Raw genomic sequence first — 22549 nt, 5'->3', positions numbered from 1 at the left:
TGTCATTCCAAAGCCGTCGCGCGCGCCGCGGCGGCACTGGAATGGCATCGTGTTCTGAAGGCTCGGCCGTCGGCCCACCACCCCCACCACTCTAGGAACACTCATGGGTCTGTTTAACAAAGTCAGCAAAAGCTTCCAATGGGGCCGCCACACCGTGCGCCTCGAAACCGGCGAAATCGCGCGCCAGTCCAGCGGCGCCGTGCTGCTCGACATGGACGGCACCGTGGTGCTGGCCACCGTGGTCGCCAAAACCGACGCCAAGTCGGGTCAAGACTTTTTCCCACTCACCGTCGATTACCTCGAAAAATCCTACGCTGCCGGCAAAATTCCGGGCAGCTTCTTCAAGCGCGAAGGGCGCCCGAGCGAGTTCGAAACCCTCACCAGTCGCCTGATCGACCGCCCGATTCGGCCCCTGTTCCCCGAGGGCTTTTTCAACGAAGTGCAGGTGGTGGTGCACACCCTGTCGCTCAACCCCGAGGTCGATGCCGACATCGCCGCCCTGATCGCCACCAGCGCCGCACTGTCCATCAGCGGCATCCCCTTCAACGGCCCCATCGGCGCCGCGCGGGTGGGCTACGTCAACGGCCAGTACATCCTCAACCCCGGCCAGACCGAGCGCGCCAACAGCCAGCTCGATCTGGTGGTGGCCGGCACCGAAGCGGCGGTGCTGATGGTCGAGAGCGAAGCGCAGCAGTTGTCCGAAGAGGTGTTGCTGGGTGCCGTGGTCTTTGGCCACGAGCAAGGCAACATCGCCATCGCCGCCATCAACGAACTGGTGCGCGAAGCCGGCAAGCCCGAATGGGACTGGCAGCCGCCGGCGCGCGACGAGGCGCTGATCGCCCGCGTCGAGGCGCTGGGCCGCGAGGCCCTGGTGGCGGCCTACCAGATCCGCAACAAGCAAGCGCGCACCCAGGCCTGCCGCCAAGCCTACGCCGCCGTGCACGCCGGGCTCAAGGCTGAGGGGCTCGTGTGCGACGCGGTCAAGGTCGAAGAGCTGCTGTTCAACATCGAAGCCGGCATCGTGCGCGGGCAGATTCTGGCCGGCGAGCCGCGCATCGACGGCCGCGACACGCGTACCGTGCGCCCGATCGAAATCCGCACCGGCGTGCTGCCGCGCACCCACGGCTCGGCGCTGTTCACGCGCGGCGAAACGCAGGCGCTGGTAATCGCCACCCTGGGCACCGAGCGCGACGCGCAGCGCATCGACGCGCTGGCCGGCGATTTTGAAGACCGCTTCATGCTGCACTACAACATGCCACCCTTCGCCACCGGCGAAACCGGGCGCGTAGGCAGCCCCAAGCGGCGCGAGATCGGCCACGGCCGCTTGGCCAAGCGCGCGCTGGTCGCCGCGCTGCCGCCCAAAGACGAGTTTCCCTACACCGTGCGCGTGGTGAGCGAAATCACCGAGTCCAACGGTTCGTCGTCCATGGCTTCGGTCTGCGGCGGCTGCTTGGCGCTGATGGACGCCGGCGTGCCCATGAAAGCGCACGTGGCCGGCATCGCCATGGGCCTGATCAAAGAGGGCAACCGCTTCGCCGTGCTCACCGACATTTTGGGCGACGAAGACCACCTCGGTGACATGGACTTCAAGGTTGCGGGCACCCCAGCCGGCATCACCGCCTTGCAGATGGACATCAAAATCCAAGGCATCACCAAAGAGATCATGCAAGTCGCGCTGGCGCAAGCCAAAGAGGCGCGCCTGCACATTCTGGGCGAGATGCAAGCGGCGATGGGGCAGGCCAACACCGAGATTTCGAGCTTTGCGCCGCGCCTCTACACCATGAAGATCAACCCGGAAAAAATCCGCGACATCATCGGCAAGGGCGGCGCCACCATCCGCGCCCTGACCGAAGAAACCGGCACCCAGATCGACATCGCCGAAGACGGCACCATCACCATCGCCAGCAGCGAAGCGGCCAAGGCCGAACACGCCATGCGCCGCATCGAGGCCATCACAGCCGAAGTGGAAATCGGCAAGGTCTATGAAGGCCCGATCACCAAGATCCTCGATTTCGGGGCCCTGGTGAACCTGCTGCCCGGCAAAGACGGCCTGCTGCACATCAGCCAGATCGCGCACCAGCGCGTCGAAAAAGTGACCGACTACCTAAAAGAGGGCCAGATCGTCAAGGTCAAGGTGCTCGAGACCGACGAAAAAGGCCGCGTCAAGCTGTCGATGAAGGCGCTGCTCGATCGCGACGAGGTGCAACCGGCGCAGCAGCCGCAAGACGACTGAACCTTGGCCGCTGCAACGTATCTCAAGGGCCCACCATGCGCAAAAAACTGATCGTCGGCAACTGGAAGATGAACGGCAGCCTAGCGGCCAACGCCGAGTTGTTGGCTGCGCTCAAGGCGGGCTTTGATGCGGCGCAAGCCGATCTGGCGCTGTGCGCGCCAGCCCCCTATCTGTTGCAGCTGCAGGCGGCCTTGCAAGGCAGCGGCATAGCCTGGGGCGCGCAGGATGTGTCGGCGCACGAGGGCGGGGCCTACACCGGCGAGGTCAGCGCCGCCATGCTGCGCGACTGCGGCTGCCGCTACGTCATCGTCGGCCACTCGGAGCGGCGCCAATACCACCACGAGAGCGACGACTTGGTGGCCCTCAAGGCGCAGCGCGCGCTGGCGGCGGGCCTGACCCCCATCGTCTGCGTGGGCGAAACCCTGCCCGACCGCGAAGCCGGGCGCACCGAGTTCGTCGTCAAGCGCCAGCTGTCGGCCGTGATCCACGCCGTGGGCCACTGCTGCAGCGAGATCGTGGTCGCCTACGAGCCGGTGTGGGCCATCGGCACCGGCTTGAGCGCCAGCGCCGCGCAAGCGCAGGCGGTGCACGCGGTGCTGCGCGCGCAACTGCGCGCCGCCACCGGGCAGGCCGAGCGCAACCGCATCCTCTACGGCGGCAGCATGAACGCGGCCAACGCCGCCGAGCTGCTGCGCCAGCCCGACGTCGATGGCGGGCTGATTGGCGGCGCCTCGCTCAAGGCCGCCTCGTTTTTGTCCATTGCTGCGGCCGGCTTGGCTGTGCTGCAAACGAACTGATTTTGGCTTTTGGAGTGTGAGTTCATGAATATTTTCTTAACCTTGCTGCTGGCGGTGCAGCTGCTGTCGGCGTTGGTGATGATCGGCCTGATTCTGGTGCAGCACGGCAAAGGAGCCGATGCCGGCGCCTCCCTTGGGGGCGGCAGTTCGGGCGCTGCCACCCTGTTTGGGGCCAGCGGTGGTTCCAACTTCATGTCGCGCAGCACGGCGATTCTGGCAACCTTGTTCCTCAGCGCCACGCTGGGTTTGGCCTATTTTGGCCAGGCACCCCAAGCCGAGGCCGGCACCGTGCTCGAAACCCTGCCCGCAGCCCCGCCCACGCCCGCCGACCAGATTCCGGGTGTCCCGGCGCCGCCGGCAGCACCGGCCACAGCGCCAGCCGGTGCGGGTCAAATTCCTGCACAGTAAGCTTTTCTAAAGCTTGCCCCGTTTTTTCAGGGTAAAATTCGGGGCTGGGATGCATCGCGGGGCCAAAGCTCCTCCAGCCAAGCTGGATGCATCCAAGATTTAAGCCGACGTGGTGAAATTGGTAGACACGCTATCTTGAGGGGGTAGTGGCGAAAGCTGTGCGAGTTCGAGTCTCGCCGTCGGCACCAATCATGTAAAAACCGAGCCGCGCCCAACGCGCCCAGCGTGGGTCTAGTGGAGCGCGCGAGTTTTAGAGAGACATCAAGATGAATCTAGAGCTTTACCTGCCCGTACTCTTGTTTATTCTGGTCGGTCTCGCAGTGGGCGTGTTGCCGCAGTTGATCGGCTACGTTCTGGGGCCCAACCGGCCCGACCCCGAGAAAAACTCCCCCTACGAATGCGGCTTCGAAGCTTTCGAAGACGCGCGCATGAAATTCGACGTACGCTATTACCTCGTCGCCATTCTCTTCATCCTCTTTGACCTCGAGATCGCTTTTCTGTTCCCATGGGCGGTGGCGTTCAGCGAAATCGGCTTCACCGGCTTTTTAGCCGGCATGATGTTCTTGGCCATCCTCACCGTGGGCTTTGTCTATGAGTGGAAAAAAGGGGCGCTGGATTGGGAGTGAGCGGTTTGCTGTCTGCGTGTGCGGCAGCGTCAGTTCATTTACACAAGGATCGATGCGATGATTGAAGGCGTACTCAAACAGGGCTTCGTCACCACCAGTTACGACTCGGTGGTGAACTGGGCCAAGACCGGTTCCATCTGGCCCATGACCTTCGGTCTGGCCTGCTGCGCGGTCGAAATGATGCACTCGGCGGCCGCGCGTTACGACCTCGGGCGCTTTGGCGCCGAGGTGTTCCGGGCCAGCCCACGCCAGTCGGACCTGATGATCGTGGCCGGCACCCTGTGCAACAAAATGGCCCCGGCCCTGCGCAAGGTCTATGACCAAATGGCCGAGCCGCGCTGGGTGCTGAGCATGGGCTCCTGTGCCAACGGCGGCGGCTACTACCACTACAGCTACTCGGTGGTGCGCGGCTGCGACCGCGTGGTGCCGGTCGACGTTTACGTGCCGGGCTGTCCGCCCACGGCCGAGGCGCTGATCTACGGCATCATCCAGTTGCAGCAAAAAATCCGCCGCACCCAAACCATCGCGCGCGTTTGAGCGCGGCCAAGGCACCAGCCATGACGACCCCAGCAAGCAAAGGCGCGCCACCCCACCTTGGGTCTTGGAGCGAGCGCCCCGCCGCCACCGTGCAGCAGACCCTGAGCCAGATCCTGCAAGGCCGCGCCACCGTGGTGCAAAGCACTAGCGACGAAATCACGCTCGAAGTCGCTGCCGCCGATTACCTCGACGTGATGCAGACCCTGCGCGACGTCACCGGCTGCCGCTTCGAGCAGCTCATCGACCTCTGCGGCCTCGACTACTCGGCCTGGCGCGACCAAAGCTGGGACGGCCCACGCTACGCCGTGGTGGCGCACCTGCTGTCGGTCTCGCTCAACCAGCGCGTGCGCGTGCGCGTGCGCTGCCCCGACGACGACTGGCCGCAGGTGCCCAGCGTCAGCCACCTGTGGTCGGCGGCCAACTGGTACGAGCGCGAAGCCTTCGACCTCTACGGCATCGTCTTCGATGGCCACCCCGACCTGCGCCGCATCCTCACCGACTACGGCTTCATCGGGCACCCGTTTCGCAAAGACTTCCCGCTCTCGGGCCATGTGGAAATGCGCTACGACCCCGAGCGCCGGCGCGTGATTTATGAGCCCATCACCATCGAACCGCGCGAAAACACACCGCGCATCGTGCGCGAAGACCATTACGGCGGTGGCTTGCGCTAAAGGCCGCCGCAGCGGATTCAACCATGGCTGAAATAAAAAACTACACGCTCAACTTTGGCCCGCAGCACCCGGCCGCGCACGGTGTGTTGCGCTTGGTGCTCGAGCTCGACGGCGAGGTGGTGCAACGCGCCGACCCGCACATCGGGCTGCTGCACCGCGCCACCGAAAAACTGGCCGAGCACAAGACCTACATCCAGTCGCTGCCCTACATGGACCGGCTCGATTACGTCTCGATGATGTGCAACGAGCACGCCTACTGTCTGGCGATCGAAAAGCTGCTCGGGCTCGAGGTGCCCATCCGTGCCCAGTACATCCGCGTCATGTACAGCGAGATCACGCGCTTGCTCAACCACCTGATGTGGCTGGGCTCGCACGGCAACGACTGCGGCAGCTCCACCATCCTGATCTACACCTTCCGCGAGCGCGAAGACCTGTTCGATATGTACGAAGCGGTCTCGGGCGCGCGCATGCACGCGGCCTACTTCCGCCCCGGCGGCGTCTATCGCGACCTGCCCGACACCATGCCTCAGCACACCGAGAACAAGGTGCGCAACACCAGCGGCATCGACAAGCTCAACCGCAACCGCAAGGGCTCGCTGCTCGATTTCATCGAAGACTTCACGCAGCGCTTCCCGAACTACCTCAGCGAATACCACACCCTGCTGACCGATAACCGCATCTGGAAGCAGCGCACCGTGGGCATCGGCGTCATCACCCCCGAGCGCGCGCTCAACATGGGCCTGACCGGCCCGATGCTGCGCGGCAGCGGCATCGCTTGGGACTTGCGCAAAAAGCAGCCCTACGACGCCTACGCCCAAGTCGATTTCGACGTGCCCGTGGGCAAGACCGGCGACACCTACGACCGCTACCTGGTGCGCATGGAGGAGATGAAGCAGTCCAACCGCATCATCCAGCAGTGCGTGGCTTGGCTGCGCGCCAACCCCGGCCCGGTGATCACCAGCAACCACAAGGTGGCGCCGCCGGCACGCGAAGCCATGAAGTCGAGCATGGAGGAGCTGATCCACCACTTCAAGCTCTTTACCGAAGGCTTCCACGTGCCCGAGGGCGAGGCCTACGCCGCAGTCGAACACCCCAAGGGCGAGTTCGGCATCTACTTGGTGAGCGACGGCGCCAACAAGCCTTACCGGCTCAAAATCCGCGCGCCCGGTTTCCCGCATTTGGCCGCCCTCGACGAGATGGCGCGTGGCCACATGCTGGCCGACGCCGTGGCGATCATCGGCACCATGGACATCGTGTTTGGAGAGATAGACCGATGAGCAGCCCCAGCCCCATCAAACCCAGCGCCCCGGTGGCGCCCATGGCCTTTGCTGACGCCACGCTGGCGCGCTTTGCGCGCGAAGTGGCCAAGTACCCCGCCGAGCAAAAGCAGTCGGCGGTCATGGCTTGTTTGGCCATCGTACAGCAAGAACAAGGCTGGGTCAGCCCAGCGGCCGAGGAGGGCGTGGCCGACTACCTCGGTATGCCGGTCATGGCGGTGCACGAAGTCACTACCTTCTACAACATGTACAACCAGCAGCCGCTGGGCAAGTTCAAGCTCAACGTCTGCACCAACCTGCCGTGTGCGCTGCGCGACGGCGTGCAGACGCTGCAGCACCTCGAGCGCCGGCTGGGCATCCAGATGGGCCAGACCACGCCCGACGGCCTGTTCACCTTGCAGCAGTCTGAATGCCTAGGCGCCTGCGCCGACGCCCCGGTGCTGCTGGTCAACGACCGCCACATGTGCAGCTTCATGAGCGCCGACAAGCTCGACCAGCTCATCGACGGCCTGCGTGCTGCAAAGGAAGAGGCATGAACGTCAATCAAGTGCTGGAGCAGTTCCAGTCGCGCGGCATCGAAACCTGCTTTCACGGCCGCCACATCAGCCCGCAGATGTACGCCGGCCTAGACGGCAGCAACTGGGGCTTGGCTGACTACGAGGCGCGCGGCGGATATGCGGCGCTGCGCCAGATCTTGGGGCGCGACGGCGGCCCCGGCCTCACGCCCGAAGAGGTGATCGCCCACGTCAAAGAATCGGCCTTGCGCGGCCGCGGCGGTGCGGGCTTCCCGACCGGTCTGAAGTGGAGCTTCATGCCGCGCCAGTTTCCGGGCCAAAAATACCTCGTGTGCAACTCCGACGAGGGCGAGCCCGGCACCTGCAAAGACCGCGACATCCTGATGTACAACCCGCACATCGTGATCGAGGGCATGGCCATTGCCGCCTACGCCATGGGCACCACGGTGGGCTACAACTACATCCACGGCGAGATCTTCCAAGTCTATGAGCGCTTCGAGGCCGCGCTCGAACAGGCGCGCGCCGCCGGTTACTTGGGCGAGCGCATTTTGGGCACCAATTTCAGCTTCCAGCTGCACGCGCACCATGGCTTTGGCGCCTACATCTGCGGCGAAGAAACGGCGCTGCTCGAATCGCTCGAAGGCAAAAAGGGCCAGCCACGCTTCAAGCCACCGTTCCCGGCCAGTTTTGGCCTCTACGGCAAGCCGACCACCATCAACAACACCGAAACCTTTGCCGCCGTGCCTTGGCTCATCCGCCACGGCGGCAAGGCCTACCTCGACTGCGGCCGCCCCAACAACGGCGGCACCAAGATTTTTTCGGTCAGCGGCGACGTCGAGCACCCCGGTAACTACGAGGTGCCGATGTGCACCCCGTTTTCTACCCTGCTCGAGCTCTGCGGCGGCGTGCGCAAGGGGCGCCGGCTCAAGGCCGTGATCCCGGGCGGTTCCTCTTCGCCCGTGTTGCCCGCCGAATCGATGATGTGCTGCACGCTCGACTACGACTCGATCAGCAAGGCCGGCTCCATGCTGGGTTCGGGCGCGGTGATCGTGCTCGACGACAGCCGCTGCATGGTCAAGGCACTGCACCGCCTGAGTTATTTTTACATGCACGAGTCCTGCGGCCAGTGCACCCCGTGCCGCGAAGGGACGGGCTGGCTGTATCGGATCGTGGACCGCATCGTGAACGGCCAGGGCCGGCCCGAAGACCTCGCGCTGCTCGACAACGTGGCCGAAAACATCATGGGCCGCACCATCTGCGCCCTCGGTGACGCGGCCGCGATGCCGGTGCGCGCCATGCTCAAGCACTACCGGCACGAGTTTGAGCACTACATCGAACACAAAACCAGCTTGGTTGCGGCCACCGTTTGAGAAGCAAAGCGCTATGTTAGAAATCGAACTCGACGGCAAAAAGGTGCAGGTTCCTCCGGGCAGCATGATCATGCATGCGGCAGAGAAGGTGGGCCAAACCATCCCGCATTTTTGCTACCACAAAAAGCTCTCGATTGCGGCCAACTGCCGCATGTGCTTGGTGGAAGTGGAAAAAGCACCCAAGCCCATGCCAGCTTGCGCCACTCCGGTGACGCAGGGGATGATCGTGCGCACCCAGAGCGAGAAGGCGATCAAGGCGCAGCAGTCGGTGATGGAGTTTTTGCTCATCAACCACCCGCTGGATTGCCCGATCTGCGACCAAGGCGGCGAGTGCCAGCTGCAAGACCTCGCCGTGGGCTACGGTGCCGGCAAGTCGCGCTACCAAGAAGAAAAGCGCGTGGTGCATCACAAAGAAGTCGGGCCGCTGATTTCCATGGAGGAGATGAGCCGCTGCATCCACTGCACCCGCTGCGTGCGCTTTGGGCAAGAGATCGCGGGCCAGATGGAGCTCGGCATGAGCCACCGCGGCGAGCACGCCGAGATCGAAACCTTCGTTGGCCAGACGGTGGATTCCGAGCTCTCGGGCAACATGATCGACATCTGCCCGGTGGGCGCGCTCACCAGCAAACCTTTCCGCTACCAGGCGCGCACCTGGGAGCTGTCGCGGCGCAAGAGCATCAGCCCGCACGACTCCACCGGCGCCAACCTGATCGTGCAGGTCAAAAACCACCGCGTGCTGCGCGTCGTGCCCTTCGAGAACGAAGCCGTCAACGAATGCTGGCTCGCCGACCGTGACCGCTTCAGCTACGAAGCCCTCAACAGCGACGAGCGCCTGACCGAACCCATGCTCAAGCAGGGCGGCCAGTGGCGCACGGTCGATTGGCAGACCGCACTCGAATACGTGGCCAACGGCTTGCAGCAGATCAAGGCCGATCACGGCGCCGCCGCCCTGGCCGCCGTCGCCAGCCCGCACTGCACGGTGGAAGAGCTGCACTTGGCCACCAGCCTGCTGCGCGGCCTGGGCAGCAGCAGCATCGACACGCGCTTGCGCGCCGCCTGCTACGACCACGCCGCCCCAGCGGGCGAGGCGCGCTGGCTGGGGCTGCCGATCGCCGAGCTGTCCACGCTCGAGCGCGTGCTGGTGGTGGGTTCGAACCTGCGCAAAGACCACCCGCTGTTCGCGCAGCGCATCCGCCAAGCCCAGCGCCGTGGCGCCCAAGTGAGCGCCTTGGTGGCCGAAGCCCCCGACTGGGCGCTGCCGCTTGCGCACACATTGCAGGCCGAACCCGGCCGCTGGGCGCTCGAACTGGCGGGCATCGCCGCTGCCGTGGCGCAGGCGCAGGGCATCGAAGCGCCATGCGCAAGCTCCGAGCCGGTGAGCGCCGCCGCACGCGCCATCGCCGCCTCGCTGTTGGGCGGCGAGCGCAAGGCGCTGCTGCTGGGCAACGCCGCCGCGCACCACGAGCAAGCCCCCAGCCTGCTGGCGCTGGCGCAGTGGATCGCAGAGCGCACCGGCGCGCACTGGGGCTACCTGACCGAGGCCGCCAACACCGTGGGCGCGCAGCTGGTGCAGGCGCTGCCCGGTGCCGGTGGCCTCAACGCCACGCAGATTTTGAGCGGTGCCGCCAAGGCGGTGCTGTTGCTCAACGCCGAAGTCGGGCTCGACACCGCCGTCTGCGGCAAAGGGCTGGCGCAGGCGCAGATGGTCGTGTCCTTGAGTCCCTTCAAAGCCAACCTCGAGCACTGCGACGTGCTGCTGCCCATCGCCCCGTTCAGCGAGACCTCGGGCAGCTACGTCAATGCCGAAGGGCGCTTGCAGAGCTTCCACGCTGTGGTGCGGCCGCTGGGCGAAGCGCGCCCGGCTTGGAAGGTGCTGCGCGTGCTGGGCCAACTGCTCGGCCTGCCGGGTTTTGAGGCCGAAAGCTCGCAAGCCGTGCTGGCGCAAGCGCTGCCCGGCGTGGCCAGCGGCCAGTTTGTGCCCGCCGCGCGGCTCGACAACCGCAGCCAAGCCGCCATCGACCTCACGCTGGGCAGCGCCACGCCCTGCGTGGCCTCGATCTACCAACTCGATGCCCTCGTGCGCCGCTCGCCGGCGCTGCAGCACACCGCCGACGCGCGCGCAGCCTTGGCTGCCGCCCGTGCCAACCAGACCGGAGACCGCGCATGATCGACGCCCTCTACTACGGCGGCCTGAATCTGGTCGCAGCCGCTTGGTGGCAACAGGCGGCTTGGCCGGTGATCTGGGCCCTGATCAAGATCATGGTCATCGTGGCACCGCTGATGGCTGCCGTGGCCTACCTGACGCTGTGGGAGCGGCGCCTGATCGGCTTCATGCAGGTGCGGCTGGGCCCGAACCGCGTTGGGCCGCAGGGCTTGTTGCAGCCCATCGCCGACGCCTTCAAGCTGCTCACCAAAGAGCTGATCACACCCACCGCCGCCAGCCCGGGGCTGTTTTGGATCGCCCCGATGCTGGCCATCATGCCGGCGCTGGCGGCATGGGCGGTGATCCCGTTCGGCCCCGAAGCGGTGCTGGCCAACGTCAACGCCGGTTTGCTGCTGCTGCTGGCCATCACCTCGATCGAGGTTTACGGCGTGATCATCGCCGGCTGGGCCGCCAATTCCAAATACGCCTTCTTGGGCGCGCTGCGCGCCTCGGCGCAGATGGTCAGCTACGAGATCGCCATCGGTTTTTGCTTCCTGGTGGTGGTGATGACCGCCGGCAGCCTGCAGCTGGGCGTGATCGTGGCCTCGCAGCAAGCGGGCATGTTTGCCGACATGGGGCTCAACTTCCTGTCTTGGAACTGGTTGCCGCTGCTGCCGATTTTCATCGTGTTCCTGATCTCGGGTGTGGCCGAGACCAACCGGCACCCCTTCGACGTGGTCGAGGGCGAGGCCGAGATCGTCGCCGGCCACATGGTCGAGTACTCGGGTATGCGCTTTGCCATCTTCTTCCTGGCCGAATACGCCAGCATGTGGCTGATCTCAATTCTGGCCGTGCTCATGTTCTTGGGCGGCTGGGACGCCCCGGTGGCCGCGCTCGACTTCATTCCCGGCTGGATCTGGCTGGCGCTCAAGACCTTCTTCGTGGTCTCGCTGTTCATCTGGATCCGCGCCACTTTCCCGCGTTTCCGCTACGACCAGATCATGCGTCTGGGCTGGAAGATTTTCATCCCCGTCACCTTGATCTGGTTGGTGGTGGTCGCCGTCTGGATGCAGACGCCTTGGAACATTTGGGATTAAGAGGAGCGCACTAGCATGTCTGCCACCGCCGTTGCACCCTTCTCGCTGAAGGATTTTTTCAAGAGCTTTTTGCTCATCGAGCTGTTCAAGGGCATGGCCCTGACCGGCCGCTACGCCTTCAGGCCCAAGGTCACGCTGCAGTACCCGGAAGAAAAAACCCCGCTTTCGCCGCGTTTTCGTGGGCTGCACGCGCAGCGCCGCTACCCCGATGGCGAGGAGCGCTGCATCGCCTGCAAGCTGTGCGAAGCGGTGTGCCCGGCCATGGCCATCACCATCGAAGCCGCCGAGCGCGCCGACGGCACCCGCCGCACCACGCGCTACGACATTGACCTGACCAAATGCATTTTCTGCGGTTTTTGTGAAGAAGCCTGCCCGGTGGATGCCATCGTCGAGACCCACATCCTCGAATACCACGGCGAAAAACGCGGCGACCTGTACTTCACCAAAGACATGCTGTTGGCGGTGGGCGACCGCTACGAAAAAGAGATCGCAGCCGCCCGCGCGGCGGATGCACCCTACCGCTGAACCCGAGCGCTAACCAGGCAGAACACGATATGGATTTTCAAGCGGGTTTTTTCTACGTCTTTGCGGCGCTGCTGTTGTTTGCGGCGTTCAAGGTCATCACGGCGCGCAACGCGGTGCACGCGGTGCTGTACCTGATGCTGGCCTTCTCGCAGGCGGCGGCGATCTTTTTGCTGCTCAAGGCCGAGTTTCTGGCCATCACGCTGGTACTGGTCTATCTGGGCGCGGTGATGGTGCTGTTTTTGTTCGTCGTCATGATGATGGACATCAACACCGAGGTCTTGCGCAAGGGCTTTTGGCGCCATTTCCCGATCACCGCGCTGCTAGGGGCCGTGATCAGCGTGCAGTTGATCGTGGTGCTCTGGTTTGGCTTCCCCCAGATGACGGTCGATCCGGCGGTGCTCACCCGCGGCATGCACGTGCCGGGGCATGAGAACACGCTGGAGCTCGGTTTGCTGCTGTACTCCGTTTACCTGTACCCGGTGCAGATCGCGGGCGTGATTTTGCTGGTCGGCATGATCGCCGCCATCGCGCTGGTGCTGCGCGAGCGCAAAGACAGCAAGGCCATCGACCCCGGTGTGCAGGTGCGCGTCAAGGCCAGCGACCGCCTGCAGGTGCTGCACATGCAGCCCACCCCCAAGCCCGGCCCGGCCCCGGCGGATCAGGCCAAGGAGGGCCAGCCATGATGACCAGCCTGACCATCGGCCACTTCCTCTCGCTGGGCGCGCTGTTGTTTGCGCTCTCGGTGGTGGGGATCTTCCTGAACCGCCGCAACCTGATCGTGCTGCTGATGTGCATCGAACTGATGCTGCTGGCGGTCAACATCAACTTTGTCGCCTTCGCCTATTTCCACGGCGATCTGCACGGGCAGGTGTTCGTGTTCTTCATCCTCACGGTGGCGGCGGCCGAATCGGCCATCGGCCTTGCGATTTTGGTGCTGCTGTTCCGCAACCGCCAGTCGATCCGCGTCGATGAGCTCAACACGCTCAAGGGCTAACACATGAGTACTACCCTCTCTGCAAGCACGCTGCTGGCGGTGCCGATGGCGCCGTTGCTCGGCGCGGTGCTGGTCGGCATCTTTGGCACCCGATTGGGCGGCAACTGGTTCGGGCGCCGTCTGTGCCACAGCATCGCCATCTTCGGCGTGCTGGTCTCGTTCCTGCTCTCGGTCTCGGTGCTGCTCGACGTGATCGACGGCGCGCGCTTCAACGACTCGATCTACGAGTGGATGGTGATCGGCGGGCTGACGATGGAGATCGGCTTCATGGTCGATGGCCTCACCGCCATGATGATGGTCGTGGTCACCTTCGTCTCGCTCATGGTGCACCTCTACACCATCGGCTACATGCAGGAAGACGAAGGCTACAACCGCTTCTTTGCCTACATCTCGCTCTTTACCTTCTCGATGCTCATGCTGGTCATGAGCAACAACCTGCTGCAACTGTTCTTTGCGTGGGAAGCGGTGGGGCTGGTGTCGTACCTGCTGATCGGCTTTTGGTACAAGCGCCCGACGGCGATCTTTGCCAACATGAAGGCCTTTCTGGTCAACCGCGTGGGCGACCTTGGCTTCCTTTTGGGCATCGCGCTCATCGCCGCCTACACCGGCAGCCTGAACTACAGCGAAATCTTCGCCAAGCTGCCCGAGCTGGCCACGGTCGAGTTCCCGTGGTACATCCTCGGCCAAGAGTCCCTGCTGGTGACGGTGATCGCCATCTGCCTGTTCATCGGTGCCATGGGCAAGTCGGCCCAGTTCCCGCTGCACGTCTGGTTGCCCGACTCGATGGAAGGCCCGACCCCGATCTCGGCCCTGATCCACGCCGCCACCATGGTCACGGCCGGCATCTTCATGGTCGCGCGCATGTCGCCGGTGTTCGAGCTCTCGGACGCCGCGCTCAACTTCATCCTCATCATCGGCGCCATCACTGCGCTGTTCATGGGGTTCTTGGGCATGGTGCAAAACGACATCAAGCGCGTGGTGGCTTATTCCACCCTGTCGCAGCTGGGCTACATGACGGTGGCGCTGGGCGCTTCGGCCTACTCGGTGGCGCTGTTCCACCTCATGACGCACGCGTTTTTCAAGGCGCTGCTGTTCTTGGCTGCGGGCTCGGTGATCATGGGCCTGCACCACAACCAAGACATGCGCTGGATGGGCGGCTTGCGCAAGTACATGCCCATCACTTGGATCACGGCCTTGCTGGGCACGCTGGCGCTGGTCGGGATGCCGCTGTTTTCGGGCTACTACTCCAAGGAAGCGATCAAGCTCTCAGCCGATTTCAGCACCTTGCCGGCCGCCACCTTTGCCTACTACGCCTTGCTGGCGGGCGTGTTCGTGACCTCGTTCTACTCGTTCAGGCTCTACTTCATGGTCTTTCACGGCCCCGAGCGCTACCACCTGAACCCGGACGCGCACCACGACGACCATGGCCACCACGGCCACGACGAAAAACCGCACGAGTCGCCTTGGGTGGTGACGGTGCCGCTGCTGCTGCTGGCGGTGCCCTCGGTGGTGATCGGTTACCTGACCATCGGCCCGATGCTGTTTGGTGATTTTCTGGCCGATGCCGTGCACGTCAACCACGCGCTGCACCCAGCCATGACCGAACTCGCTGCCCTCTATCACGGCCCGCTGGCCTTTGCCCTCAAGGCGTTTAGCTCCATCGGGCTCTATCTGGCCATCGCCGGCGCGCTGCTGGCTTGGTACCTGTACCTGCACAACACCCAGCTGGCCGATCGCTTAGCGCACACCCTGCGGCCGCTGGTGGTGGTGCTGGAAAACAAGTACTACCTCGACTGGTTCAACGAAAACGTGCTCGCGCGCGCCACCATGCTGCTGGGCCAAGGGCTGTGGAAGGGCGGTGACCGCGGTGTGATCGAGGCCGGCGTGGTCAACATGAGCTGGAAACTGGTGGGCCGGGTGGCGGCGGTGGTGCGTCATGCCCAAACCGGCTACCTCTACCACTATGCCTTTGTGATGATCGTGGGTGTGCTCGCGCTCATGACCTACTTCGTTTGGCGCTGAGGAGAATAACAACATGGGTTTGCTGAGCCTTGCGATTTGGGTTCCGATCTTTTTTGGCGTCGCGCTGCTGGTCTTGGGGCGGCACTTTAGTGCGCAGCAGGTGCGCTGGCTGGCGCTGTTGGGCTCCTTGCTCGGGCTGGCGGTCACGCTGCCGCTCTACACCGGCTTTGAAATCGGCGCCGCTGGCTTCCAGTTCGTCGAAAAAGTGCTCTGGATCGAGCGCTTCAACGTCCACTACCACCTCGGGGTCGATGGCATCTCGCTCTGGCTGATCTTGCTCACCGCCTTCACCACCGTCATCGCGGTGGTGGCGAGTTGGGAGTCGATCACCGAGCGCGTGCACCAGTACATGGCGGCGTTCCTGATCCTGTCCGGAGCGATGATCGGCGTGTTCTCGGCCCAAGACGCGCTGCTGTTCTTCCTGTTCTTTGAAGCCACCCTGATCCCGATGTACCTGATCATCGGTATCTGGGGCGGCCCGAACCGCATCTACGCCGCCTACAAGTTCTTCCTCTACACGCTGCTGGGCTCGCTGCTGATGCTGCTGGCGCTGATCTACCTCTACAACGCCTCGGGTGGCAGCTTCGATCTGCAAGACTGGTACCAGCTGCCGCTGACTAGCACCGAGCAGACGCTGCTGTTCTTGGCCTTCTTGGCGGCCTTTGCCGTCAAGGTGCCGATGTGGCCGGTGCACACCTGGTTGCCCGACGTGCACGTGGAAGCCCCCACCGCCGGTTCGGCGGTGCTGGCGGCGATCATGCTCAAGCTCGGCGCCTACGGTTTTCTGCGCTTTTCCTTGCCGATCACGCCCGACGCCTCGCAGGATCTGGCTTGGCTGATGATCGCGCTCTCGCTCATCGCCGTGATCTACGTCGGGCTGGTGGCGCTGGTGCAGCAGGACATGAAAAAGCTCGTTGCCTACTCGTCGGTGGCGCACATGGGTTTTGTCACGCTGGGTTTTTTCCTGTTCAACGAGCTGGCGCTGGCTGGTGCCATCGTGCAGATGATCGCGCACGGTTTCGTCTCGGCGGCGATGTTCCTGTGCATCGGCGTGCTCTACGACCGCATGCACTCGCGTGAAATCGCCGACTACGGCGGCGTCATCAACCCGATGCCCAAGTTTGCTGCCTTCGCGCTGCTGTTCACCATGGCCAACGCCGGCATGCCCGGCACCGCCGGTTTCGTGGGCGAGTGGATGGTGATTCTGGGCGCGGTGCAGGCCAACTTCTGGATCGGGCTCGGGGCGGCCACGGCGCTGATTCTGGGCGCGGCCTATTCGCTGCTGATGTTCAAGCGTGTTTATCTGGGCGCCGTCGCCAACGACAACGTGAAAGCGCTGTTCGACATCAACGCGCGCGAATACGGTGTGCTGGCGGTGCTGGCGCTGGCGGTGCTGTTCATGGGCATCTATCCCAAGCCCTTCACCGACGTGATGATGCCGGCGGTGACCGAGTTGCTGCTGCACATCTCGGTCACCAAGCTGCCCTAAGAGAGGCTGAAAGGCAATCACTCATGCCCGCCTTGACGCACCAAAACACCGTCTGCGGCGTTGCAAATGCGCGCCGTAGCGCAGGCTACGGCTGTGCTTTGCGCCTTGCCGGCGGCGCTTTGGCGCGCCCTTTCGGGCACGCACCATTGCCCCTCAGCCTCTGACGCGCCTGACACCCACTGGTTTGAAAAGAGTATCCCTATGATTGACCGTCTGAGCTGGATCGCGATCGCCCCTGAACTGCTGCTGCTGGTCATGGTCTGCGTGATCGCCATTTACGACCTGTTCCTCAAGTCGCCGCAGCGCCACGCCACGCATTACCTGACGCTGCTCACGCTGGCCGGCGCTGCCTTCCTGACCGGTTCGGCAGCGCTCAGCGGCCAGACCTTCAGCGGTTTTGGCGGCTTGGTGGTGAGCGACCCGATGGGCAACTGGCTCAAGTGCTTTGCCGCCCTGACCATGATGGTGCTGCTGGTCTATGCCCGCCCCTACGCCGGTGCGCGCGGCATGCTGCGCGGCGGCGAGCTCTACACCTTGGGTCTGTTCGCGCTGCTGGGCATGTACGTGATGATCTCGGGCCACAACCTGCTCATCATCTACCTCGGGCTCGAGCTGCTGGCGCTGTCTAGCTTTGCGTTGGTGGCGCTGCGCCGCGACGACTTGCGCGCCACCGAGGCGGCCATGAAGTACTTCGTGCTGGGCGCGTTGGCCAGCGGCTTCCTGCTCTATGGCATGTCGCTCATTTACGGCGCCACCGGCACGCTCGACATCCGCACGCTGGCGCAGACCATCGAGGCCGGGGTGGCGCAGCCGCAGGTGCTGATGCTGGGGCTGGTGTTCTTGGTCGCCGGGCTGGCGTTCAAGCTCGGGGCCGTGCCGTTCCATATGTGGGTGCCCGACGTCTATCACGGCGCCCCCACGGCGGTGACGCTGTTTATCGGTTCCGCACCCAAGCTGGCCGCGTTTGCGATCGTCATGCGCCTGCTGGTCGAGGCCATGCCCACCTTGGCCTTCGACTGGCAGCAGATGCTGGCGGTGCTGGCGGTGCTGTCGCTGCTGGTGGGCAACCTGGCGGCGGTGGCGCAGACCAACCTCAAGCGCATGCTGGCTTTTTCGTCCATCGCGCAGGTGGGCTTTCTGCTGTTGGCCTTTGTCGCCGGGGTCGGCGCCGACGGCAGCACGGCCAACATGAGCACCGCCTACAGCGCCGCCATGTTCTACATCGTCACCTACGTGCTCACCACGCTGGCGGTGTTCGGCGTGATTTTGCTGCTCAGCCGCGAGGGTTTCGAGTCCGAAGAGATCGACGACCTCGCCGGCCTGAACCAGCGCAGCCCGCTCTACGCCGGTGTCATGGCCGCGGGCATGTTCTCGCTGGCTGGTGTGCCGCCGCTGGTGGGTTTTTATGCCAAGCTCACGGTGCTGCAAGCGCTACTGGCCGCTGGCGACGGCGTCTATCTGTGGTCGGCGGTGTTCGCGGTGCTGATGTCGCTGGTGGGCGCGTTCTACTACCTGCGCGTGGTCAAGGTGATGTATTTCGATGTGCCCACGCAAACCGCAGCCATCTCAGCGCCGTTCGAGCTGCGCGCGGTGCTTTCGGTCAATGGCTTGATGCTGCTGGTGCTTGGGCTATTCCCGGGCGCGCTGCTGGCCCTTTGCGCCCAAGCCATCGCTTCGCTGCTGGTTTGAGTTAAGCTGCAGCCCATGAATATCGACTTTTACGCCTATCTGGTGCTCGGCTTGGCGTTGGTGTTGGCCAATCTGCCTTTTGTCAACCAGCGCCTGTTGCTGGTGTTTCCACTCAAAGACGGCCTCAAGCCGCTGTGGATACGCATGGCCGAGCTGCTGCTGTTTTTCTTCATTGCCGGCGCCATTTCGCTCGGCATCGAGGCCAGCTTGGGCCAGATTTACCCGCAGAGCTGGCAGTTTTACGTCGTGGGCTTGTCGCTGTTTCTGGTTTTTGCCTTTCCCGGCTTTGTCATCCGCTACATGCTGCTCAAGCGCGGTTGAACGCAGCGCCTATCGCAGCGCATACCGCAGCGCATACCGCAGAGGCTGAAAGCGCATGAAAGTGCTCGATCTGGCCTGCAGCAGCGCCCATGTGTTCGAGGGCTGGTTTGCCTCCGAAGCCGATTTCCTCGCGCAGCGCGAGCGCGGCCTGATCGAGTGCCCGCTGTGCGGCTGCACCCAAATCGTCAAGCAACTCAGCGCGCCGCGGCTCAACCTCGGGCACGGGCGCAAGGCCTTCGAGCCAGACGCAACGGACCAAGCTCCGGCCAGCGGCACGGGGGTTGCTCCCACCACCACCCGCGCGCCCCAAGCGGGCGAGATTGCCACTGCGCAGCCCAAGCAACAACAAGCGGCGCTGCTGCGGGTGCTGCGCGAGGTGCTGACGCAGACCGAAGACGTGGGCACTCAGTTTGCCGAGCAAGCGCGCCAGATGCATGAAGGCGAACTGAAGCCGCGCGCCATACGCGGCCAAACCACGCCCGCCCAAGCCGCCAAACTGCTGCAAGACGGGGTGCCGATCGTGCCCATCCCCGACTGGGCGCTGCGCAAGCCGACTTTGCAGTAGCCCGTGCAGCGGGTGGCGGGCTTGGCTAGAGCGCAGCGCAGGGCGCAGCGCCGATCGGCGGTTCAGGGGTAGAGGCCGCGCAGATCGCGCGCCTGCAAAATGCGCCGGCAAGCGACGATGAAGGTCGCGGTGCGCAGGCTGACGCGGTGCTCGCTGGCCTCTTTCCAGATCGCATCGAAAGCGCCGCGCAGGATCTGCGCCAAGCGCTGGTTGATTTCGTCCTCGCTCCAGAAAAAGCTGGAGAAATCCTGCACCCACTCGAAGTAGCTCACCGTCACGCCGCCGGCGTTGGCGATCACGTCGGGCACCACCAGAATGCCGCGCTCGTTGAGGATGTCGTCGGCGTCTGGCGTGGTGGGGCCGTTGGCGCCTTCGATCACCATGCGCGCGCGAATGCGGTGCGCGTTGGCCGCGGTGATCTGGCGCTCCAGCGCAGCCGGCACCAGAATGTCGCAATCCACATCCCAAAAGCCGTCTGGGGCCAAGGTTTCGGCACCGGCGAAGCCGGCCACGCTGCCCTGTGCCGCCACGTGCTGCGCCAGCGCCACCGGATCGAGCCCGCCGCCGCAGTACAGCGTGCCGCCGTGGTCTTGCACCGCCACGATGCGCGCCCCGGCTTGCGCCAGCAGCTTGGCCGAGACGCTGCCCACGTTGCCAAAACCTTGCAGCGCCACGCGCGCGCCTTGCAGCTCGAGCCCGATGCGCTGCGCCGCTTCGGTGCCGATGATCGCCACCCCACGCCCGGTGGCCTCGCGGCGCCCGAGCGAGCCGCCGAGGTCGATCGGCTTGCCGGTGACGACGCCGGTGGCGGTCTCGCCGATGTTCATCGAGTAGGTGTCCATCATCCAAGCCATGACGCGCTCGTTGGTGTTGACGTCGGGGGCCGGAATGTCTTTGCTCGGGCCGATGATGAGCCCGATCTCGCTCGTGTAGCGGCGCGTGACGCGCTCGAGTTCGGCCAGCGAGAGCGTTCTGGGATCGACCCGGATGCCGCCCTTGGCCCCGCCGTAGGGCACGTTGACGGCGGCGTTCTTGATCGACATCCAAGCCGCCAGCGCCATCACTTCGGCCAGCGTCACGTCTTGGTGAAAACGCACCCCGCCCTTGCCGGGGCCGCGCGAGGTGTTGTGCTGCACCCGGTAGCCCTCGAAGTGCGCGACGCGGCCGTCGTCGAGGCGGATAGGCACATCGACGATCAGGCTGCGCTTGGGCCGCTTGAGGGTTTCGATCCAGCGCCCAAGCGAACCCAAGTAGGGCGCCACCCGGTCGATCTGCTGCAAATAGTCGCCCCATGGGCCCAAATGCGCGGGGTCGAGGTAGGAGGGCAGGGCGTGGCCCCCCAGGGTGGTGGTGTTGGGCTGGTTCATGGGGTGCCTAAGTGGATAAAGTTGCTTGCGTGTTTGACTTGGCCTACAACACCTCGCTGGCAAAGTCGGCCAAGCGCGAGCGCTCGCCGCGCGCCAGCGTGATGTGGCCGCCGTGTGGCCAGCCCTTGAAGCGGTCCACGGCGTAGGTCAGGCCCGAAGAGCCTTCAGTCAGGTAGGGGGTGTCGATCTGCGCCAAGTTGCCCATGCAGATGATCTTGGTGCCGGGGCCGGCGCGGGTGATGAGCGTTTTCATCTGCTTGGGCGTGAGGTTTTGCGCCTCGTCGATGATCACGTACTTGTTCATGAAGGTGCGCCCGCGCATGAAGTTCATGCTCTTGATCTTGACCCGGCTGCGGATCAGGTCGTTGGTGGCGGCGCGCCCCCATTCGCCGGCGTTGCCGCCGTCGCCTTTGGCCAAAAACTCGAGGTTGTCGTCGAGCGCACCCATCCAGGGGCCCATTTTTTCTTCTTCGGTGCCGGGCAAAAAGCCGATGTCTTCGCCCACGCTCACGGTGGCGCGGGTCATGATGATCTCGGTGTAGCGGCGCTCGTCGAGCACCTGCGTCAGGCCCGCAGCCAGCGCCATCAGCGTCTTGCCGGTGCCCGCCGTGCCGGCGAGGGTGACGAAGTCGATCTCGGGGTCCATCAGCAGGTTGAGGGCAAAGTTTTGCTCGCGGTTGCGGCTGGTGATGCCCCACACCGAATGCTTGAGGTGGGTGTAGTCTTTGAGCGTGCGCAGCACGGCTTGTTTGGCCCGCAGTTCGGTGACGCGCGCATACAGGGCGGGCTCGCCGGCCGATTCGAAATAGACGAACTGGTTGATCGCCAGCTTGTCAACGATCGGGCCGCTGATGCGGTAGTAGGTCTGGCCGCCGTGCTGCCAGCTCTCGAGGGTTTTGCTCTGGCGCGTCCAGAAATCGTGCGGCAGCGCCAGCGAGCCGGGGTAGAGCAGCTCGCCGTCGTCCAGCGTTTTGTCGTTTTGGTAGTCTTCGGCCTCGAGCCCCAGCGCGCGCGCCTTGACGCGCATGTTGATGTCTTTGGACACCAGCACCACCGCGCGCTCGGGCTGCTGCTGCTTGAGCGCCTGCACCACGCCCAGAATCTGGTTGTCGGCCTTGCCCTGCGGCAGGCTGGCGGGCAGCGGGTGCGCCAGCAGCTCGGTCTGGAACAGCAACAAACCGCTGGCTTCGCGGTTGCTGCTGGCCGCCAGCGGCAGGCCCTGGCGGATGTCGGCCCCCTTTTGGCCCGCCAGCGCGTCGAGCATGCGGCTGGCTTGGCGCGCGTTGCGCGCCACATCGCTCATGCCTTTTTTGTGGCTGTCGAGCTCTTCGAGCACGACCATGGGCAGGTAGATGTCGTGTTCCTCGAAGCGAAACAGGCTGCTCGGGTCGTGCATGAGCACGTTGGTGTCGAGCACGAACAAGCGCGTGGGGCCCTTGGGGGCGCGGCTGCCGTTGCCGTTCTTGGCCGCCGTGCCGGGGCTGCGTTTGGTGTGGGTGGCGGGGGCGGCGGCGCTGACCGGGGCTGCAGCAGACGCTGGCACGGGCGCTGGCTTGGGCGCGGCCTGGTCACGCGGTATGGGTTCTTGGGTCGCTGGAGCGGACAAGAGGCTTGCCAGCGCAGGCCGCGTTTGGGTTGCGGTGTCGGCGCTGCGTGCCGGGGCGGCTGCGGGTGGCGGCACCGTGGCAGGCCGAGTCACACCCGAGCGCACACCCCTGCGCCGCGCGCCGGTGGCGGCTTTGTCTGCCACAGCCACAGGCGGCTGGTCTGGATCGGGTTCCAGAGCGGGGCTCGAGGGGGAGGACGAAGCGGCTGCGAGGTTGACAGCTTTGGCGGGCAGACGGCCGGCCTTCTTGGTGGGGGCGGGGGGCAGAGGCATGCGAACATTATGCACGACTCGTGT

General features: G+C 64.5%; 21 protein-coding genes and 1 tRNA gene. 20 read left to right on the top strand and 2 right to left on the bottom strand.

What is annotated here, in order from left to right; genetic code table 11:
- Positions 1-103 precede the first annotated feature (103 nt).
- The 20 genes from pnp to SMCB_RS06420 all read left to right on the top strand — a co-directional run bounded on the left by pnp (position 104) and on the right by SMCB_RS06420 (position 19279).
- Positions 104-2233, top strand: coding sequence for a polyribonucleotide nucleotidyltransferase (gene pnp, locus SMCB_RS06515; protein ID WP_045535840.1), 2130 nt, complete (start codon positions 104-106; stop codon positions 2231-2233).
- Positions 2234-2268: 35 nt separating this feature from the next.
- The gene (tpiA, locus tag SMCB_RS06510) at positions 2269-3030 is read left to right on the top strand and encodes a triose-phosphate isomerase (RefSeq protein WP_045535839.1); all 762 of its coding nucleotides are present in this window, start codon (positions 2269-2271) and stop codon (positions 3028-3030) included.
- A gap of 24 nt (positions 3031-3054) precedes the next feature.
- Complete coding sequence (gene secG / locus SMCB_RS06505) at positions 3055-3438, top strand: preprotein translocase subunit SecG (RefSeq protein ID WP_045535838.1); 384 nt, start codon at positions 3055-3057, stop codon at positions 3436-3438.
- Between the two features lie 103 nt (positions 3439-3541).
- A tRNA-Leu gene (locus SMCB_RS06500) sits at positions 3542-3626 on the top strand.
- 78 nt (positions 3627-3704) lie between these two features.
- The gene (locus SMCB_RS06495) at positions 3705-4064 is read left to right on the top strand and encodes an NADH-quinone oxidoreductase subunit A (protein ID WP_045535837.1); all 360 of its coding nucleotides are present in this window, start codon (positions 3705-3707) and stop codon (positions 4062-4064) included.
- Between the two features lie 57 nt (positions 4065-4121).
- Positions 4122-4601 carry a NuoB/complex I 20 kDa subunit family protein gene (locus SMCB_RS06490; protein WP_045535836.1) on the top strand — a complete coding sequence of 160 codons (480 nt, stop codon included), beginning with the start codon at positions 4122-4124 and terminating at the stop codon, positions 4599-4601.
- 20 nt (positions 4602-4621) lie between these two features.
- Entirely contained in the window at positions 4622-5272 is a 651-nt protein-coding gene (locus SMCB_RS06485; protein WP_045535835.1) for an NADH-quinone oxidoreductase subunit C, read from the top strand.
- Positions 5273-5295: 23 nt separating this feature from the next.
- Entirely contained in the window at positions 5296-6549 is a 1254-nt protein-coding gene (locus SMCB_RS06480; protein WP_045535834.1) for an NADH-quinone oxidoreductase subunit D, read from the top strand.
- Positions 6546-7085 (top strand): NADH-quinone oxidoreductase subunit NuoE, encoded by a 540-nt coding sequence (nuoE, locus tag SMCB_RS06475; protein ID WP_045535833.1) that lies wholly within the window; start codon positions 6546-6548, stop codon positions 7083-7085. The genes SMCB_RS06480 and nuoE overlap by 4 nt, the downstream gene beginning before the upstream one ends.
- Entirely contained in the window at positions 7082-8434 is a 1353-nt protein-coding gene (nuoF, locus tag SMCB_RS06470; protein WP_045535832.1) for an NADH-quinone oxidoreductase subunit NuoF, read from the top strand. The genes nuoE and nuoF overlap by 4 nt, the downstream gene beginning before the upstream one ends.
- Positions 8435-8447: 13 nt before the next feature.
- The gene (gene nuoG, locus SMCB_RS06465; RefSeq protein ID WP_045535831.1) at positions 8448-10601 is read left to right on the top strand and encodes an NADH-quinone oxidoreductase subunit NuoG; all 2154 of its coding nucleotides are present in this window, start codon (positions 8448-8450) and stop codon (positions 10599-10601) included.
- Positions 10598-11674 (top strand): NADH-quinone oxidoreductase subunit NuoH, encoded by a 1077-nt coding sequence (gene nuoH / locus SMCB_RS06460; protein WP_045535830.1) that lies wholly within the window; start codon positions 10598-10600, stop codon positions 11672-11674. Before nuoG ends, nuoH begins: the two co-directional genes overlap by 4 nt.
- Positions 11675-11689: 15 nt before the next feature.
- The gene (gene nuoI, locus SMCB_RS06455) at positions 11690-12199 is read left to right on the top strand and encodes an NADH-quinone oxidoreductase subunit NuoI (RefSeq protein WP_045535829.1); all 510 of its coding nucleotides are present in this window, start codon (positions 11690-11692) and stop codon (positions 12197-12199) included.
- Between the two features lie 29 nt (positions 12200-12228).
- The gene (locus tag SMCB_RS06450; protein WP_045535828.1) at positions 12229-12882 is read left to right on the top strand and encodes an NADH-quinone oxidoreductase subunit J; all 654 of its coding nucleotides are present in this window, start codon (positions 12229-12231) and stop codon (positions 12880-12882) included.
- Complete coding sequence (gene nuoK / locus SMCB_RS06445; protein WP_045535827.1) at positions 12882-13193, top strand: NADH-quinone oxidoreductase subunit NuoK; 312 nt, start codon at positions 12882-12884, stop codon at positions 13191-13193. Before SMCB_RS06450 ends, nuoK begins: the two co-directional genes overlap by 1 nt.
- A 3-nt stretch (positions 13194-13196) precedes the next feature.
- Positions 13197-15215 carry an NADH-quinone oxidoreductase subunit L gene (gene nuoL / locus SMCB_RS06440; protein ID WP_045535826.1) on the top strand — a complete coding sequence of 673 codons (2019 nt, stop codon included), beginning with the start codon at positions 13197-13199 and terminating at the stop codon, positions 15213-15215.
- Between the two features lie 13 nt (positions 15216-15228).
- The gene (locus tag SMCB_RS06435; RefSeq protein WP_045535825.1) at positions 15229-16704 is read left to right on the top strand and encodes an NADH-quinone oxidoreductase subunit M; all 1476 of its coding nucleotides are present in this window, start codon (positions 15229-15231) and stop codon (positions 16702-16704) included.
- A gap of 201 nt (positions 16705-16905) precedes the next feature.
- Positions 16906-18393: an NADH-quinone oxidoreductase subunit NuoN gene (nuoN, locus tag SMCB_RS06430; RefSeq protein ID WP_045535824.1), complete on the top strand. Its 1488-nt coding sequence runs from the start codon at positions 16906-16908 to the stop codon at positions 18391-18393.
- A gap of 15 nt (positions 18394-18408) precedes the next feature.
- Entirely contained in the window at positions 18409-18714 is a 306-nt protein-coding gene (locus SMCB_RS06425; RefSeq protein ID WP_045535823.1) for a DUF2818 family protein, read from the top strand.
- A gap of 55 nt (positions 18715-18769) precedes the next feature.
- The gene (locus SMCB_RS06420; RefSeq protein ID WP_045535822.1) at positions 18770-19279 is read left to right on the top strand and encodes a DUF1178 family protein; all 510 of its coding nucleotides are present in this window, start codon (positions 18770-18772) and stop codon (positions 19277-19279) included.
- Between the two features lie 62 nt (positions 19280-19341).
- On the opposite strand, the gene SMCB_RS06415 is transcribed toward SMCB_RS06420, so the two are convergent.
- Positions 19342-20646, bottom strand: coding sequence for a Glu/Leu/Phe/Val family dehydrogenase (locus tag SMCB_RS06415; protein ID WP_045535821.1), 1305 nt, complete (start codon positions 20644-20646; stop codon positions 19342-19344).
- A 43-nt stretch (positions 20647-20689) separates the two neighbouring features.
- Positions 20690-22525: a PhoH family protein gene (locus SMCB_RS06410; RefSeq protein WP_045535820.1), complete on the bottom strand. Its 1836-nt coding sequence runs from the start codon at positions 22523-22525 to the stop codon at positions 20690-20692.
- Between the last annotated feature and the right edge of the window lie 24 nt (positions 22526-22549).

The organism is Serpentinimonas maccroryi (assembly GCF_000828915.1).
GTDB lineage: Bacteria > Pseudomonadota > Gammaproteobacteria > Burkholderiales > Burkholderiaceae_C > Serpentinimonas > Serpentinimonas maccroryi.
This window is presented reverse-complemented; position numbering and strand designations above follow the sequence as displayed.

What these genes read in the sequence shown, in the direction of transcription:
- pnp (WP_045535840.1), top strand. Translation starts at nt 104, where the DNA reads ATGGGTCTGTTTAACAAAGTCAGCAAAAGCTTCCAATGGGGCCGCCAC.
- tpiA (WP_045535839.1), top strand. Translation starts at nt 2,269, where the DNA reads ATGCGCAAAAAACTGATCGTCGGCAACTGGAAGATGAACGGCAGCCTA.
- secG (WP_045535838.1), top strand. Translation starts at nt 3,055, where the DNA reads ATGAATATTTTCTTAACCTTGCTGCTGGCGGTGCAGCTGCTGTCGGCG.
- SMCB_RS06495 (WP_045535837.1), top strand. Translation starts at nt 3,705, where the DNA reads ATGAATCTAGAGCTTTACCTGCCCGTACTCTTGTTTATTCTGGTCGGT.
- SMCB_RS06490 (WP_045535836.1), top strand. Translation starts at nt 4,122, where the DNA reads ATGATTGAAGGCGTACTCAAACAGGGCTTCGTCACCACCAGTTACGAC.
- SMCB_RS06485 (WP_045535835.1), top strand. Translation starts at nt 4,622, where the DNA reads ATGACGACCCCAGCAAGCAAAGGCGCGCCACCCCACCTTGGGTCTTGG.
- SMCB_RS06480 (WP_045535834.1), top strand. Translation starts at nt 5,296, where the DNA reads ATGGCTGAAATAAAAAACTACACGCTCAACTTTGGCCCGCAGCACCCG.
- nuoE (WP_045535833.1), top strand. Translation starts at nt 6,546, where the DNA reads ATGAGCAGCCCCAGCCCCATCAAACCCAGCGCCCCGGTGGCGCCCATG.
- nuoF (WP_045535832.1), top strand. Translation starts at nt 7,082, where the DNA reads ATGAACGTCAATCAAGTGCTGGAGCAGTTCCAGTCGCGCGGCATCGAA.
- nuoG (WP_045535831.1), top strand. Translation starts at nt 8,448, where the DNA reads ATGTTAGAAATCGAACTCGACGGCAAAAAGGTGCAGGTTCCTCCGGGC.
- nuoH (WP_045535830.1), top strand. Translation starts at nt 10,598, where the DNA reads ATGATCGACGCCCTCTACTACGGCGGCCTGAATCTGGTCGCAGCCGCT.
- nuoI (WP_045535829.1), top strand. Translation starts at nt 11,690, where the DNA reads ATGTCTGCCACCGCCGTTGCACCCTTCTCGCTGAAGGATTTTTTCAAG.
- SMCB_RS06450 (WP_045535828.1), top strand. Translation starts at nt 12,229, where the DNA reads ATGGATTTTCAAGCGGGTTTTTTCTACGTCTTTGCGGCGCTGCTGTTG.
- nuoK (WP_045535827.1), top strand. Translation starts at nt 12,882, where the DNA reads ATGACCAGCCTGACCATCGGCCACTTCCTCTCGCTGGGCGCGCTGTTG.
- nuoL (WP_045535826.1), top strand. Translation starts at nt 13,197, where the DNA reads ATGAGTACTACCCTCTCTGCAAGCACGCTGCTGGCGGTGCCGATGGCG.
- SMCB_RS06435 (WP_045535825.1), top strand. Translation starts at nt 15,229, where the DNA reads ATGGGTTTGCTGAGCCTTGCGATTTGGGTTCCGATCTTTTTTGGCGTC.
- nuoN (WP_045535824.1), top strand. Translation starts at nt 16,906, where the DNA reads ATGATTGACCGTCTGAGCTGGATCGCGATCGCCCCTGAACTGCTGCTG.
- SMCB_RS06425 (WP_045535823.1), top strand. Translation starts at nt 18,409, where the DNA reads ATGAATATCGACTTTTACGCCTATCTGGTGCTCGGCTTGGCGTTGGTG.
- SMCB_RS06420 (WP_045535822.1), top strand. Translation starts at nt 18,770, where the DNA reads ATGAAAGTGCTCGATCTGGCCTGCAGCAGCGCCCATGTGTTCGAGGGC.
- SMCB_RS06415 (WP_045535821.1), bottom strand. Translation starts at nt 20,646, where the DNA reads ATGAACCAGCCCAACACCACCACCCTGGGGGGCCACGCCCTGCCCTCC.
- SMCB_RS06410 (WP_045535820.1), bottom strand. Translation starts at nt 22,525, where the DNA reads ATGCCTCTGCCCCCCGCCCCCACCAAGAAGGCCGGCCGTCTGCCCGCC.